This is a genomic window from Maribellus comscasis, assembly GCF_009762775.1.
Classification (GTDB): Bacteria; Bacteroidota; Bacteroidia; order Bacteroidales; family Prolixibacteraceae; genus Draconibacterium; species Draconibacterium comscasis.
Map to the genome: position 1 here is coordinate 3,208,336 of NZ_CP046401.1, position 16,125 is coordinate 3,224,460.

The window sequence follows — 16,125 nt, forward strand, 5'->3', positions numbered from 1 at the left end:
TTAATATGTTTTTGCTGTGATGTAATTTAATTTTGCCAAAGCGGTCTGGTACTGCGTTTCAGCTGTGGCTTTCATTTTTTCATATTTCAGCAACTGTTGCTGCATGCGTAAAACCTCTTCAAAATCTTTTCCTGAATTTCCGTAGGCGCTGAACAAGAGGTTCAGAGTTTGTTCAGTTTCACGAATTTGTTCTTTATACAACCCGATTAAATCTTTTTGCTGTTGAATTTGAAACCAGACGGACTCGTAACCGGAGGTAAGCGAATTAATGGTTTCCTCCTTTTGGTAGGAATATTTTTCCTGCGTCAATTGTGCTTCTTTTTCGGCTGCCCGGTATTTTTTCCTGAAAATGGGAATGCTCATCGAAACCATGGGCATGAGTATGTTTTTTCCGTTGTCTGCCACATCCATATCGGTGCGTTTCCCAACTATCGCATAATCCAGACCGAAGCCCACGTTCGGTAGTCCCTGTTTTTGCGCTGCAATCTCGTTTGCCTCGCTTGCTTTCCTTTTTAAATCGAGTGCGTCAAGTAAGGGATTGTTTGTTAGTAAAGAATCTCTTCTGAAGTTTTCGGGCAACGTTTCCACTAAAAGTGAATCCTGAACAATTACAGTTTCATTCTCATCTCTATTGAGCAGGTTGTTAAATGCAACAAGCAATGGTTTTTCCCTGTTGTTCAGAATACCGAGATTGGTTTGTGCTTCTTTTAGCATTATATCTGCTCGCAAAACATCGGTCATTGGCGAATTTCCGTTTTTAAATTTGGAATTGGCAATGGTTTTATACGATTGCAGAATGTCAATATTTTTCTGTTCAATTGCTTTCAACTGTTTGAGTTCAACCAAAGGATAATACGCTTCAGAAACGCTGAAATAAAGTCTGTTGCGTGCATTCAGAAAGGTCTGATATTTGGCGTCGGCCATTAGCGACGCTGCGTCAGCCTGAGCCTCCAGGGTCCCAAACCACGGGAACATCTGGCTAAGTGAGAATTTTGCCCGTTGAGGGCCAACACGTGTTTCTACCGGCGAAATAAAATAGCCAAAAGAAAACGTGGGATCAGGCAGTGAACTTACCTGCGGAATCTTTTGCAGCGCGGCCTCAAAATCCTTGTATTTGGCCTGCAGCCCCGGATTATTTTTGGCAGCCACCCGGAAATAATCCTCCAGTGTCTGTGCCTGTACAGCACTTATCCCTGAAATCAATATGATTAGTATCGTTATTATTTTCATGACTGATTTTTTTTAAGTTTTCGTTCTTCACGGTAGCTGTATAGCACCGGTACAATGAAATAGGTGATGGCGGCAAAAATCATCCCTCCGAACGCCGGGATAGCCATGGGAATCATGATATCCGCGCCGCGCCCGGTTGAGGTTAAAATCGGCAGCAATGCGATAATTGTAGTTGCCGAGGTCATTACCGCCGGTTTAATTCTTCGCTGTCCGGCTTCTACTACTGCGGCTCTGATTCCTTTTCTGCTATCGGTCCGATTCCGGGTAAAACTCTGGTCGAGGTAGGTTCCCATAAGTACGCCGTCGTCGGTTGCAATACCAAACAGGGCAATAAATCCTACCCAAACCGCGACACTCAGGTTGATGGTCTGCATCTGGAACAATTCGCGAATGTTGGTTCCGAAAATGGAAAAATCAACAAACCAACTTTGACCATAAAGCCAGAGCATCATAAAACCGCCGCTGAAAGCCATTGCAATTCCGGAGAATACCATCAGCGAAGTGGACACCGATTTGAACTGGAAATAAAGAATCAGGAATACAATACCCAATACAAGCGGCACGACAATCGACAGGCGCTTTTCTGCACGCACCTGGTTTTCGTAACTTCCTGAAAATTTGTAGCTCACGCCTGCTGGAACTTCCAAGTCTCCGGCGTCAATCCGTCTCTGAATAGCATTTCGTGCATCATCAACGACGGTAACTTCCGAGAATCCATCGTTTTTATCGAACAAAACGTAGCCTACCAAAAAGGTTTCCTCGCTTTTTATTGCCTGCGGCCCGCGCTGGTATTCAATGTTTACAATCTGACTTAGCGGAATTTGAGCACCGGTGGGTGTTTGAATAAAGATTTTTCCCAGTGATTCCGGGTCGTCGCGTAACTCACGCGGGTAGCGCACCCTGACCGGGAACCGCTCGCGGCCTTCTACAGTTGATGTTATTTTCATCCCGCCAACCGCTGTTTCAATCGTCTGCTGCACATCCTCCACATTCAACCCGTATCGTGAAATCTTATCACGATCGATATTAATTAACATATAAGGTTTCCCCACAATCCGGTCGGCAAAAACAGCCTGGGCTTTTACCGAAGGCACTGTTTTCAGAATGTCTTCCAGTTGCAGACCAAATTCTTCAATGGTAGTTAAATCCGGTCCGTATACTTTTATTCCCATTGGTGCACGCATTCCGGTTTGCAACATCACCAGCCGGGTTTCAATTGGTTGTAGTTTTGGCGCAGAAGTAACGCCCGGAATTTTGGAAACACGCACAATTTCATCCCAAATATCATCGGGCGATTTGATATCTTCCCTCCAGTTACGAAAATAATTTCCGCGTTCGTTGGGGATTAAATCTTCGCGTATAATACCCTTTTCAAGCGCCTTCTCGTTTGAAAGCGTGTCTCCGGAAGCCAGAATAAACCTGTCTTTGCTGTCTGTTTTGAACCGCACACGGTGGCCGCGTTCATCCAGCATAAACTCCGGTTTGTAATTAATCACATTTTCGTACATGGAAATAGGAGCCGGGTCGAGCGCTGATTCTACTCGGCCGAGTTTACCAACGGTCAGTTCCACTTCCGGAATATTGGAAATCAGCATGTCGAGCTGACCCAATACCTGCCGGTTATAATCAACGCCTGAATGTGGCATTGAAGTCGGCATCAGCAGGAAACTTCCTTCATCGAGTGATGGCATAAATTCTTTGCCTATGCCTGGAAATTCATGTGTTAATGTTGACCAAACTTCAGTAGTGCGGATATTCCATCCAACCTTGTCAAACCCACGGGCCAAAAATCCGAAGAGACTGTTGAATCCCATCCAAATAGTTATTCCCACAATAATTAAAAATGCAGGGATAGAAAGAAATGCTGCTTTATGGTCGAGGCACCAGGTTAATATTTTTTTGTAGAAATATTCAAGTAAAATAAATGCTCCTAAAATAATAGTTAGCAGTATGGCTACAAACACTACATTCATCACGAGGCTCTTTGTCGGACCCAGTGGGAGCCAGTATTTTGCCAGAAGCCAGGTAACGCCAATCAGTACAATAACGATTTCAATATACTCCAGCAACCAACTGCCGGCTTTCTGAAAGCGGTTTTTCCAGCTTTGGTTATCTGCTGCAAGACTAAGGTCTTCTTTCTGCCGACCTTGAACTTCTTTTAATGTGCCTGCCAGTCCAAATGCTAAAATCATCATTCCTCCCCAGATTTGTCCAAAAATCAGCAGAATTATTCCAAATGGAATCAGGATGATATTTACCCATTTTCGGATGGCCTGACTGTTAATGCGTGCTCCAAAAAACCAATGAGCAAGCGCCGGCATTATAAACAGCGAAACAATCAGCGCTGCAATCAGTGCAAATGTTTTGGTAAACGCCAGCGGGATAAATAATTTTCCTTCTGCAGCCTGCATGGTAAATACAGGAATAAAACTGACAATAGTGGTAGAAACAGCAGTTAAAATCGCAGTACTCACTTCTGCCGATCCGTTGTAGATCGTTGTAATCAGTTTTTGTCCGGGGGATGCTTCTTTTGTGTGTTTAATTATATTTTCCGAAAGAATAACACCCAGGTCAACCATTGTTCCGATGGCAATGGCAATACCTGAAAGTGCTACAATGTTGGCATCCACACCAAAATAGCGCATCGCTATAAATACCATTAAAACGGCGATAGGCAGTAAACTTGATATGAGCAATGATGCCCTCAGGTTGTACACCATGATAATAACCACGAGAATGACAATCAGAACTTCAAGTGACAGCGCTTCTTCCAGTGTTCCCAATGTTTCGTAAATTAAACCTGACCGGTCGTAAAACGGTACGATGGTAAGCTGGCTTTCCACTCCATTGGGTAATACTTCTGAAGGTAACCCCGGGGCGATATCTGCAATTTTCGCTTTTACATTATTGATGACTTCCAGCGGATTTGCGCCGTAACGAGCTACAACAACTCCTCCAACCACTTCTGCACCATCTTTGTCGAGTGCGCCTCTTCGTGTGGAAGGTCCGAGACTAACCACTCCAATATCTTTGATACGTACCGGTACATTATCTTCAACTGCAACTACGGCTTTTTCAATGTCTTCAACATTTTTTATATAGCCTAGTCCACGAACAAGGTATTCTGCCTGGTTGATTTCAATGGTTTTGGCACCCACATCCCGATTCGATTTTTGAACGGCCAGCATTACTTTATGAAGCGGGATGTTGTATGCCTTCAGCGCATCCGGATTGACATCAATCTGGTATTCCTGCACAAAACCGCCAATGGACGCCACTTCAGAAACACCTTCGGCAGCATTCAGCGAATATTTTACAAAAAAATCCTGCACAGTACGAATTTCGTGCAAATCCCAGCCTCCGGTTGGATTGCCATCTTTGTCGCGGCCCTCGATGGTATACCAATATACTTGTCCCAGAGCAGTTGCATCCGGGCCGAGCGAGGGTTGAACGCCTTCCGGTAACAGGCCGGATGGCAGCGAATTCAATTTTTCCAGTATCCGCGAACGCGACCAGTAAAATTCAATATCTTCATTAAAAATGATGTAAATGCTTGAGAATCCGAAAATGGATGAACTGCGGATGGATTTTACACCCGGGATCCCTAGTAGGTAAGTTGTCAGCGGATACGAAATCTGGTCTTCAATATCCTGCGGTGAGCGACCCATCCATTGAGTAAATACAATTTGCTGGTTTTCGCCAATATCCGGGATGGCATCAACTGGCACAGGATCTTTCGGTAGAACTCCGGTGTCCCAACCAAAAGGAGAAGTTATAATCCCCCAACTTACGAAGAGGATTAAGACCAGTGTGGTAACTAATTTATTTTCAAGAAAAAAACGTATGATTTTATTTAGCATATCTGTTACTTATGAAATTCAAATAATAAATGAAAGGGATTGAATTCAACAAATCAATCCAAACTACTTATCATAATAATTTCATAAAAGATATAATTGCTCCCGTGCAAGTACTTCCCTAACCGTCAGCGGAGGAGGGGAGTCGGAGTAAGAAAGTTGTGTATTTTTATTGTTTTCAGGTAAAAGCGTTTCAATCTGAAAAAACTGTTGTCCCAGAATATCAATTTCGGCCAGCAGCGGAACGGCTAAAACGGCCGGCGATGAAAAATCGTCTTTTACCTTGTAGAAATGATTTTCGTTTTGGCAGCAACCCGCCATGCTACAACAGGAATGCGCTTCGTGAAAGAATGAGACAGAAACCAGGTCGCCCCTGCAATAATGTTTTGATACAGCCATCCCAACTGTTGAAACCAACAACAGACTTGCTAAAACAATATGAACGGCTTTTTTTAACATTATCTCTTTTGTGTCTAAAACAGCTTTTAATTAAGAATGTTTATATTGATGCGTGTAACAAACTTACACTTTTTCAGCTTTGTATCCCGCTTTTTCAAATCCTTCAATTACAGAATTAATATTTGCTCCTTCAGAATTAATAGTGACCAGCTTATCCGGATTTTCCAAATCAACTGAATAATCAATAATTCCGGCTTGACTTTTTAACACTGGTTCCACTTTCATAACACAATGTTTGCAACTTAAATCTGTTTTCAATACTACCTTTTCCATTTTACAAAAACTTTTTACACAAATGTAGGTAGATTGAGTGGTGTGTATTTTATATAATTTTTGAAAAGAATTGTAAGATTTTTTGATGAAATATTTCAATAACAGCATAGAATTTTTGCCTGTAGTTTCGTATTTCATCTTTACTCATTTAGCTCAGGGTAGTTTGCTATGATTTAATTTGGATTTATTAATTCCTGAAAAACTTTTGCGCTTGGAAAATATTTAATTTCAGTATTATAAGCAGAATCCTGAGTCTGCTAAATAGAAAATTTGTACATTTATAAACACACTTAAACCAACTTTCAAAAAATGGGAAATGATAACACAAATAATTTAATTTCGCGGCGCCATTTTATTGGCAGCATAGTAGCAGCGACTACTGCCGGAGCTTTTCTGAAAGCATGTACAGCATCTTCACCTTGGCAAATAGGAATTTATACTCGTCCATGGAACCAGTGGGATTATCTGGTAGCATTTGATAGTATTGCTGAAGCAGGATTTAAATATGTAGGATTAATGTCTCAAAAAGGGGGACGGGTAATCGATCAGAATACGACTGATGAAAAAGCGGCGATAATTGCTGAAGAAGCGAAGTCAAGAGGTTTGGAGATTATTTCCATATCCGGGCACAGATTTGAAGGAGAGAAGCCAATTGACGAAAATGTTGCTTCACTGAAAAAACTTATTGACAATGCCGTAATTTGTAATTGCCCGAGTTTAATGCTAAATGGTGTCTCCCGGCCGGAATATGTTGATGGTTATTATAAAGTAATTGCCGAAGCTTGTGATTATGCCGCAGAAAAAGGTATTTTTCTTAACTTGAAACCTCATGGTGGCACAAACGCCACAGGTGTGCAATGCCGTGAGAATATTGCAAAAGTTGGGCATAAAAATTTCACGCTCTGGTATGATCCGGGTAATATTTATTACTATTCCAATGGCGAAATAGATCCTGTTAACGACGTTACTAATGTTGATGGCCTTGTGAAAGGGATGTGTGTAAAAGATTTTCGGATGCCAAAAGATGTGAATGTGACACCTGGTACAGGCATGGTTGATTTTCCTAAATTGTTTGAAAGAATGCGGCAGGGAGGTTTTACCGGTGGTCCGCTTGTTATTGAATGTCTGAATACAGGAGAGATACCTTATGTTACTGCCGAAGCAAAAAAGGCTCTCGAATTTCTGGAGGGTATACTTGCCTGATTGATACTATTCTCAAACATTATTGCGGATTCAAGTCTGTAATTGAAATAAGACAAATGGATTAACAGAGAATATTATTTCCCAATCTGGTCAAGCGGTTTCCGTTCTTTTTCTTTCAGATTTTTGTACTGCCCGGGAGTCATTCCGGTTTCTTTCTTGAATTGCGAAGAAAGGTGCGCTGCGCTGCTGTAGCCTATTTTGAAAGCGATTTCGCTGGCTGTGAGTTCACCGTATGAAAGCAACTCTTTTACTTTTTCAACTTTTTGAAGGATGGTGTATTTTTCAATGGTAATTCCTTCGGATGAGGAAAAAAGCGTAGAAATGGAAGAGTAATCAGCTCCGATCAATCCCGCCAGATGGCTGGAGAGATTGACATTTAAAATTTCATTTTCACGGTGGTGCACCAGTTTGATAACTTCTGATTTTACCTGGTCAACAATCTGTCTCTTTTTGTCAATGAGGAGTTCAAAGCCTCTGTTTTGTAACGCTGTTGAAAGCTCCTGCATTTGTTCGGCCGAAGGTTCTTTATCAACCTTGGCTTCGCCCAGTTTTATCGATCTCACCTGAAAACCTTTTTCCATGAGAACAGATTCAACGGTTTCGATACAACGCGGACAGACCATATTTTTTATGTGTAAAACTGTTGCCACAAAAACTAATTTTTTGTGAAGGTAACAAATTCAAATGGGATATGGTTTGTTATTGGGGCAATGAAAAGGAATTGTAAAGTCGCTGAAAATATTGTTTCAAACGTTACGACTAAAAAAGAGCCAACAACAATTTTGCTACTGGCTCTTTAAGAAAATATCGTTTGAATTTTTAATATCTCGACATCATTGCAGATATTCCTCCGCCGTTAACTACATTCGAGAATCCGCGTTGACGAAGCACTTGTTGTGCATACGCTGAACGGGCTCCGGTAGCACAGTAAACAACAATTTCACGATTCATATCTTCCCCCAGTTCTCCGTTGCCTGACATCAAATCGTCTAAAGGAATATTTATTGCATCAGGGAAAGCACCACTCATAAATTCTCCGCGAGTGCGTACATCAACCACCAGTTTTTTTAGTTCAGCTGTGTCAACGTTTTTGTTGGTTTCGGTTTCTTCCAACACCTTTTCACCAATACTTTTTTTCCCGATAGGAAGCATATCCATATCGATGTGTTTAAAACCGGCAGCGATGGCATAACGTTGTAATGAAGTATGCCCGCCAGAGATATTTACAACCTCCTGGCAGTCTGCGCCCACCAGTGTTCTAAGTGCCTGATGACCTTTTTTACCTGTTTCGTCATAAATTAAAATAGGAATATCTTTTGGAATTCGTTCCACATTTGCTTGAAGCATTTCCAACGGCAAATGGTAAGCGCCGTTCATTTTGCTTTTCTGATGCGCAAATACATCGCGAACGTCCAATACAATTACCTGTTGTTTGCTTTCCAAATAATCATCAAGTTCCGAAGCCATGATACTTGGACTGTATCCCGACATTTTATTTTCTGCAACATAGGCCGCCATGTTCATTGCATCGTTTGCAGTTCCGATTGGTGGCGAGTATGCAAAATCAATGTCGGCAATTTCGCTAACCGGAAGTTTCGCTGCACAAGCGGTGGCAACTACATCCAAACGTTTGTCTGCTCCTTTGTAACCTGCTGTCTGTCCACCCAGAACAACACCTGTTTTCTTGTCAAAAACCAGCAAAACACTAACGGTTTCAGCACCCGGATAGTAAGAAGTGTGGTGTTCTTTGTGAACCACAATTGCATCGGCGTCAATTCCTGCTGCGCGGGCTTGTTTCAGCGACAGACCTGTGGTTCCGGCAACGGCATCAAAAACACGAACAACTGAAGTTCCGATGGCTCCTTTGTAGCTGTGTTCTCCTCCAAATGCATTTTCCGCAGCAATTCTTCCCTGACGGTTTGCCGGGCCTGCCAAAGGAATACGAACTTTTTTGCCATTAACACGGTGTTCTATTTCAACCATATCTCCGGCTGCAAAAATATTTGGATCCGAAGTCTGCAATTTGTCGTTTACCAACAAACCTCCGGCTTCACCAATCGCCAACCCGGCATCTTTCGCCAGTTGTAAAGTTGGGCGAACACCGATGGAAAGTAATACCATGTCGGCATTTATTTTTTTAGCGTTGTCCAGTTCTACTGAATCGGCATTTATTTTTGTAACGGCAGTTTCAGTGTGAATTCCAACGCCGAAAGCTCGCAGTTCGCGGGTAATAAATCCGGCAGTTTCAGCTTCTAAGATTGCCATCACATGTTGCATTTTCTCAACTACATGAACTTTTAAGCCGCGTTTAACTAAAGCTTCAACCATTTCGAGACCGATAAAACCTCCTCCCACAACTACGGCTGTTTTGGGCTCGTTGTTTTTTAGGTGATTATCAATTTTATCCATGTCTTCCAATGTCCATAAACTAAAAACATGGTCGGCATTTGCTCCCGGAATTTCCGGTTGAATGGGTTTTCCTCCTTGCGCCAAAATTAATTTTGTGTATTCAAACGTATTTTTTGCGCCAGTCTGGCTATCGATGGTTTGAACTTGCTTTTTTTCTCTGTCGATTTTGCTCACCTGGGTATTGGTGTGTACTTCTACCTGGTACTGTTCGTTAAAACTTTCCGGGCTTTGCAAAATTAGTTTGGAGCGGCTGTCGATATCGCCTGCAATATAGTAGGGCAATCCACAGTTCGCAAATGAAATGTCCGGGCCGGCTTCGAGCATGGTAATCTGCGCATCGGGCGATAAACGCCGTGCTTTTGCTGCAGCTGTGGCTCCTGCTGCAACTCCTCCTATAATTAGAATTTTTTCCATGTTTATCTGTTTTTTCTGATTGATTGATTTTTAATTTAAAAATCCAGATATATAAATATCTAGATTTGTATGTGCAAACTAAATAACTTTTCAAAAAACAGATGTAAGAAAAAGCGAATGTGAACTTATTGTTTAATGAAGATTTAAAATTGGCTTTAGTTTTCGCTTGAGTTCATAAATTTCCAACGTACATCTCCATAAACCCATTGATCGGAATTGTGCAGATCTTCGATACTTCCTTTTCCGTTGGTTGCTGTTAGCTTTTTGGTAGTGTAACTTCCATTTTCAAAATTAAAGGTTGAACCGTCGTCGTCATATAAAACCAATTCGCCGGGAGCAGTCCCGTAAACACGGATTTCGAGAGGAGTATTTTGAACCCATTCAGAGGTTTGTCTGATTTTTGGAATCATCGGGATAATTCCGCCGTCTTTTACAAAAAGAGGGATGTTTTCAAATCCATCTTTCACATGAATAATTTCTCCATTGCCAACCAACTTTCCGGTGTAAAAATCGTACCAATTTCCTTCGGGCAGAATCACATCTCTTCCTTTGTCACCCGCAAAAAGTGGAGCAACTAAAATATTTTTTCCCATCATGTATTGGTCTTTTACCTCTTTTTTTACCGCTTCGGAATATGGATTTTTTGTAGCATTGAATTTGGTTTCCTCCACTTCTGCGTTATAACCAAAACCTTCTTCCAGATTCATTGCCCGAAAAGGTGGCGTTCCGTTAAAATGATAATCCGCAAAAGTTGAATAGAGGTAGGGAAGCAACTGCATGCGTAAAAAGGCGACGTCCTGACATTGTTTATAAACTTCGGGATACGACCATGGTTCTGTTCCGTCGGCCCAGGCGTTAATCATTGCCAATGGCGAAAAACAGGTTGTTTGCATGCGTCGGAGCCATTCTTCCGCCGTTTTGCTGGAGCGCACTTCGGGAGTCCAGAGTACTCCGCAAAATCCCGAATTAATCAAGGCAGTTATAAAATTTTTGTGGTCGTAGTAGTCGTTGTAAATTACGTATGGATAGGAAACAGAACCGGCGTTTGCGGCACGAATCAATCCGTAGGAACGCTCATTTTTTTCTCTGAAAACTTCATCTGTCAGCGACATCATTTGAAGCCCGTAGGTTTGCCGCATTTGCTCGCCGTCTTTCCCCGAAGGAAATTGAGCTGCATCGGGCCAAAGCCAGCGGTCGTGCCCATCAACTTCGTCTATTTTTAAACCACTAATACCAATATCAAACTGGTACTTTTTGAAATGTTCCTGCATAATTTTACGCGGTTCGTTCATTGTATAATCGGGAACAATTCCGTTCCAAACTGTATTTGTTCCAGCATAAGGAAGCAACGCTTCATAAAGTTTTCCTTCCGGGTAAACATAAGGATTCATCCACAAGTTGAGTCTGATCCCCTGATTGGCAGTCTTTTTAATAAACTCAGCAGGATTTGGATAACGTTCGGGCGACCATTCAAAAGAACAGGGATACGCTTTTGTGTGCCAGCCAGGTTCGAGTCCGACCACATCCAGAGGGAAATCTTTTTCGGAAAAACCATCAATTTCATTCTGAATATCGTCTTCGGTAAAAAGAGTCGGAGTGCGATGCCAGAAACCCAATCCCCATTTGGGAGGAAGTGTTCCGCCGCCACAATACAAGTTAAATCGTTGAATTACATCGAGCATATTTTCCCCGGCAAATACAATCATTTCAACTCCTTCAGCAGGAATTACCATTTCCAGATTGTCGGAATACGGTTGTGCCGACCAGTTTTTATCCGTGTTTCTATCCTTCGCTTTGGGAGGATTTTTACTGTCTGCGCGGACTCCTGTTCCTACATAAACGTCAATGTAGCGGGCTGTATTAATTAAAACTCCGTATCCTTTCGACGACACAAAAAACGGCACCGGAGCATGTGTTCTTCCATCGTCTTTTCCTCCGTAATGATCAACATGCAAACGCAAAATCCTTCCGCGTTGCTGAACGGTTTTAAAATTTAGCCCAAAACCATAAATCTGTTCTCCTTTTTCAAGCGGAAAGTGAAGAACTGTTCTTCCTTTTTTTGTATATGTTTTGATCTCATTGGCTGACAAAGGGAAGTCGGTTTCCGTTTTTTTTACTAAAGTTTCTGCACGCGGATTTTTGTTGGCAACAGAAAGCAAGTTAAACTCATCGGGCTGATTTACCTTTGATTCCCAAATACCGGGGAATACTTTTTCCCACTCAGGATTGTATTGTTCTTCCGATATTTCTCTTTTTTTCTTGCAGGAAATTAATAATGATATGGAAATTAGAAGGATTAAAAATTTTTTCATCGGTTTAAGTTTGAGGTAAATTTACACATCCTTTTTGTTCCCAAATGAATCCTGCTGGATTTTTTAGTGCGCATCACTTCCATGTAGCATACGAAGCGAATGTTCCAATGTCGGGAGAATTTCAGCCATGTATTCGTTAATTGCTTTCACACTTCCCGGGAGAACATAAACCAGAGTTTTTCCAATAACTCCCGCAACACTTCTGCTTAAAATTGCATTCGGATTTTTCATGCCGTATTTTACACGGATAAGTTCCATAATTCCCGTAATTTCTTTGTCGAGCATGGGTTTTATTACGTCGGGAGTAATATCGTGTGGCCCGATTCCTGTGCCGCCGGTGGTAAAAATAACGTCGGTTTTTTCTTCCACAGCTTTTTGAATTGTTTTTTCAAGTTGCTCTTTGTGGTCAGGCAGAATGGTGTTTTCAATGGAAAAATGACGGTTCTTTTCCTGAAGTTGCTTTTCCAAAAGTTCCTTGATTTTTGGACCGCTCAAATCTTTGTAAACGCCTTTTGATGCGCGGTCGCTTAAGGTGATAATTTTTGTTTTCAGAATGTAGGGAACAAAATCAAAAGTGCTTCCGGCTTTTACAATCCCTCCTTTTATCACTTTGCAAAAAATTCCTTCCAGCGGCATAATACAATTTCCAATCTGCTTGCCAATGGCGCAGCCGGTGTGGCATTTTTTACCGATTTGAGTTACTTCCATTTCTACCTCGTCGTTTACAAAGCGATCGAGCGGGGCTGTTTTGTGAACTTCAATTCCCCGGGTAGTTAGATTCTCAGCAAAAGTTCCGGGCGGGAACTTGGCATTGGCTTGTTTCTCCGCTTTTTCAATACTTTCCTGCGAAAGCAAACTTACCTGTCGGTGCCAGTGCCCGGCGTGTGCGTCTCCCTGAATTCCGGTTTTATTTAAAATAGTCTGTTCAACCGGGGCTTTTACAATTCCTTTTTTTTCTGAAATATTTACCGAAATAATTTCCAGCTTTTTCATACATCTGACTTTTCTTTTGATACGAGTTTTACCGAAACAATTTCCATGGTTTTATCCACTGCCTTGCACATGTCGTATATGGTGAGTAGCGCAACACTAACCGCTGTGAGCGCTTCCATTTCAATTCCGGTTTTGCCTATGCATTTTAGCCGGCTTTCCATTTTTATTCCGTCGTCCAGAACCGTGCCTTTTACTTCGGCTTTGGTAATTACAATGTTATGACAAAGTGGAATCAAACGCGAGGTTTCCTTGGCAGCCTGAATTCCTGCGAATTCTGCAATGGCAACTACATCGCCTTTTTTTATCAGGTTTTGTTGAATAAGATTGATGGTTTCAGGTTGAAGTTTTATAAATCCTTCGGCGCTTGCAGTGCGCACCTGGTCAGGTTTTTGCGAAATGTCAACCATGTTGGCTTTGCCCTTGTCGTCGATATGTGAAAGTGAATTCATGTGTTCTTTTTTTAAGTTGAATTTATCCTCCGATGTTAAAAAATTCGTGCGACTTTGTTCCAACCCCGCACTTTGGTTTTTTTTCTACAGCCATTCTGAATGCTTCCCGGGCACCTGATTTTCTGGAGTTAAATCGTCGTGATGAGTGCAGGCAGGAAACAATTTCTCCGTCAGCAGTTAGACGAAGTCGGTTACAAATGGCGCAGATTCCACCAGCGCCTCCTTCTACCGGATAAAACTCGCCGGTTTTGAGGTTCATCTGCCGAATAAAACGAAGCTTCAGATTTTTAGATTCACAAAATTTCCGGATAGATTCTTCATCTTCTTCATTTACTCCCGGAATTCGAACAAAATTGATCTTCACCGGTTCCAGACCAGCATCAGTGGCTGCGTCAATTCCCTGTAAAACATCTTTTAGGTTTCCCAGTCGGGTTATTTGTTTAAATTTTTCCGGGTTCAGTGTGTCCAAACTAATATTTACACGATTCAACCCGGCCTGTTTTAATTTATGCGCCATTTTCGATAAAAGTACGCCGTTCGTTGTCATTGTAATTTCTGAAATTTCATGTATCTCCGCAATTCTTCTAACGAGTTCATCAATATTTTTTCGAACAAGCGGCTCTCCTCCTGTAAGTCTGATTTTGGTAATTCCGAGTTGAGCGCCGACTTTTACAATTTCGGTAATTTCGTCGAACGACAGAATTTCCGACTGTTTTTTGTGAGGCACTCCTTCTTCTGGCATGCAGTAAATACAGCGAAAGTTGCAGCGGTCGGTTACCGAAATGCGCAGGTAATTTATTTCTCGGTTATATCGGTCTAACATAAACAAAATCTCCCTTTTGAATTTCGAGTTGTCCTACCGGGACTTCTATTAATGCATTGGCCAGAACCAGCGAATTTATATGGGCAGAACCGTGAAACGGAATAGTTTCAACTTCGCCTTCATTATTTATTTTTACAGGAATTACCGCTATCCGGTCGGCTTTTTTGCGGTGAAAGTTGGAAGCCATTGATGCTTTGATTTTTCTTGGCTTTATATCGCAATTCATTAGTCTGTACAACAATGGTTTTGCAATAAATTCAAACTGCACCAGCGAGGAAACCGGATTTCCTGAAAGTCCGATGCAATATTTGTTTTCTTTTTGGGCAACGGTAATTGGATTGCCGGGTTTTAATCCCGACCTTTCCCAAAGTACCGTGAAGTTTTGTTCTTTCAGAATGTGTGGAATAAAATCGAAATCGCCTACAGACGCGCCACCTGTGAATATAAGAATGTCAAATTTTTCAAATGCGCTGCTAACTAAATCCGACAACTTTTGATAATCGTCGGCAGCCAAACCAAGGTAATTCACCTCAATTCCCATTTTTTTAAGTTGCGCCGAAACCTGCGAAGCATTGCTGTTTCTTATTTTTCCCGGAGGCGGAACCTGATCGGGTTCAACCAATTCGGAGCCAGTTGTTACAAGGGCAACTTTCGGAAGGCTGGAAACTTTTACCCGGCTGTAGCCTGCGCCAGCCAAAACGGCCAAATGCGATTCATTTATTTTTGTTCTTTTTGAAATTAGAATTTCTCCGGTTTTATAATCTTCACCCAAATAGCAAATATTTTTTGCTGTTTTTGGGTTTGTGCAAATTACTTTTCCGTCTTCAAGCTGCGTGGAGTCTTCAACTTTAAAGACACAGTCGGCACCTTCCGGAACAGCGGCTCCTGTCATTATTTTAGAACACTCATTTTCCCCGATTTTTTTCGAAGGAACACTACCGGCACTTATTATTTCAAGCATTCTCATTGGCTGGCCAACATCCTCAAAACGACATGCGTAGCCGTCCATCGCCGATTTGTCAAACGGTGGCATATTTATGTCGGCCACAACATCTTCCTGCAAAATTCGGGAAAATGCTTCAGTCAAATTAATTTCTTCTGTTTTCGTAATGAAGCGAAGTGACGCGATTGTGGTTTGAATTTTATCAAATTGGTTCATTTGTTCGTTGAATTGATGAATGAAACTACGGAATAAATTTCACAAAAAGAAGTGTTGCCGCCGGGCAAAATCTGAAAAAACTTTTTCAGAAAAGCGATTGAGCGAAATAGTTTTATATCTGTCATCTACGTGTTTTTTACTTCAACTTTTTAAAAAGAAGACAGATTTTTCGGATGAGGTATTCATCATTCGTGTAGTCTGACTCCTTTCCAATTCGTCAGCCTTCTGACTGATTCGGGAGGATAACCTGTTTCCGGGTCATCCCATCGGGCAGAAAACCGTACAATTGTTTAGGTCTTTTGCCTCGGAGACTCTTCTTCACATAAGCGTGTGTGAAGAAATAATAAATGCAAAAATACAAATATTTACATATGAATGAATTTAAATTATTAAAGAGAATGATTCTATATTTTAGTTGTTGGATTACAGTTGTTTATGGCTGTTTTGGTAATTTGATTTATTTTTTTGGATTCAGACAACAAGTTTTTATATCAATTCGTGTCATAGTTTTTATGAATCGGATCTTCAAATTTTTCAATGAGCG

At 41.5% G+C, this 16,125-nt stretch carries 12 protein-coding genes and 1 riboswitch; of the genes, 1 reads left to right on the top strand and 11 read right to left on the bottom strand.

What is annotated here, in order from left to right; all coding sequences use genetic code 11:
• From GM418_RS12820 to GM418_RS12835, 4 genes are all read right to left on the bottom strand, one after another.
• Positions 1 to 1,230 (bottom strand): TolC family protein, encoded by a 1,230-nt coding sequence (locus GM418_RS12820; RefSeq protein WP_158866833.1) that lies wholly within the window; start codon positions 1,228 to 1,230, stop codon positions 1 to 3.
• Complete coding sequence (locus tag GM418_RS12825) at positions 1,227 to 5,090, bottom strand: efflux RND transporter permease subunit (RefSeq protein WP_158866836.1); 3,864 nt, start codon at positions 5,088 to 5,090, stop codon at positions 1,227 to 1,229. The genes GM418_RS12820 and GM418_RS12825 overlap by 4 nt, the downstream gene beginning before the upstream one ends.
• Positions 5,091 to 5,171: 81 nt before the next feature.
• Positions 5,172 to 5,546 carry an HYC_CC_PP family protein gene (locus tag GM418_RS12830; RefSeq protein WP_158866839.1) on the bottom strand — a complete coding sequence of 125 codons (375 nt, stop codon included), beginning with the start codon at positions 5,544 to 5,546 and terminating at the stop codon, positions 5,172 to 5,174.
• Positions 5,547 to 5,609: 63 nt separating this feature from the next.
• Positions 5,610 to 5,819 carry a heavy-metal-associated domain-containing protein gene (locus GM418_RS12835; RefSeq protein ID WP_158866842.1) on the bottom strand — a complete coding sequence of 70 codons (210 nt, stop codon included), beginning with the start codon at positions 5,817 to 5,819 and terminating at the stop codon, positions 5,610 to 5,612.
• 309 nt (positions 5,820 to 6,128) lie between these two features.
• Between GM418_RS12835 and GM418_RS12840 the strand changes: the two genes are divergently transcribed.
• Entirely contained in the window at positions 6,129 to 7,022 is an 894-nt protein-coding gene (locus GM418_RS12840; protein WP_158866845.1) for a sugar phosphate isomerase/epimerase family protein, read from the top strand.
• A gap of 74 nt (positions 7,023 to 7,096) precedes the next feature.
• Here GM418_RS12840 and GM418_RS12845 read toward each other — a convergent pair whose 3' ends face one another.
• The 7 genes from GM418_RS12845 to GM418_RS12875 form a co-directional block, all read right to left on the bottom strand.
• Entirely contained in the window at positions 7,097 to 7,672 is a 576-nt protein-coding gene (locus tag GM418_RS12845) for a helix-turn-helix domain-containing protein (RefSeq protein WP_246222837.1), read from the bottom strand.
• A 169-nt stretch (positions 7,673 to 7,841) separates the two neighbouring features.
• Positions 7,842 to 9,845, bottom strand: coding sequence for an FAD-dependent oxidoreductase (locus GM418_RS12850; protein WP_158866848.1), 2,004 nt, complete (start codon positions 9,843 to 9,845; stop codon positions 7,842 to 7,844).
• A 155-nt stretch (positions 9,846 to 10,000) separates the two neighbouring features.
• The gene (locus GM418_RS12855; protein WP_158866851.1) at positions 10,001 to 12,157 is read right to left on the bottom strand and encodes a TIM-barrel domain-containing protein; all 2,157 of its coding nucleotides are present in this window, start codon (positions 12,155 to 12,157) and stop codon (positions 10,001 to 10,003) included.
• A gap of 63 nt (positions 12,158 to 12,220) precedes the next feature.
• Entirely contained in the window at positions 12,221 to 13,150 is a 930-nt protein-coding gene (locus GM418_RS12860; RefSeq protein WP_158866854.1) for an MOSC domain-containing protein, read from the bottom strand.
• Entirely contained in the window at positions 13,147 to 13,599 is a 453-nt protein-coding gene (moaC, locus tag GM418_RS12865; protein WP_158866857.1) for a cyclic pyranopterin monophosphate synthase MoaC, read from the bottom strand. Before moaC ends, GM418_RS12860 begins: the two co-directional genes overlap by 4 nt.
• 22 nt (positions 13,600 to 13,621) lie before the next feature.
• The gene (locus GM418_RS12870; RefSeq protein ID WP_158866860.1) at positions 13,622 to 14,422 is read right to left on the bottom strand and encodes a GTP 3',8-cyclase MoaA; all 801 of its coding nucleotides are present in this window, start codon (positions 14,420 to 14,422) and stop codon (positions 13,622 to 13,624) included.
• Entirely contained in the window at positions 14,406 to 15,581 is a 1,176-nt protein-coding gene (locus tag GM418_RS12875; protein WP_158866863.1) for a molybdopterin molybdotransferase MoeA, read from the bottom strand. The genes GM418_RS12870 and GM418_RS12875 overlap by 17 nt, the downstream gene beginning before the upstream one ends.
• 187 nt (positions 15,582 to 15,768) lie before the next feature.
• Positions 15,769 to 15,903: riboswitch (molybdenum cofactor riboswitch) on the bottom strand.
• Between the last annotated feature and the right edge of the window lie 222 nt (positions 15,904 to 16,125).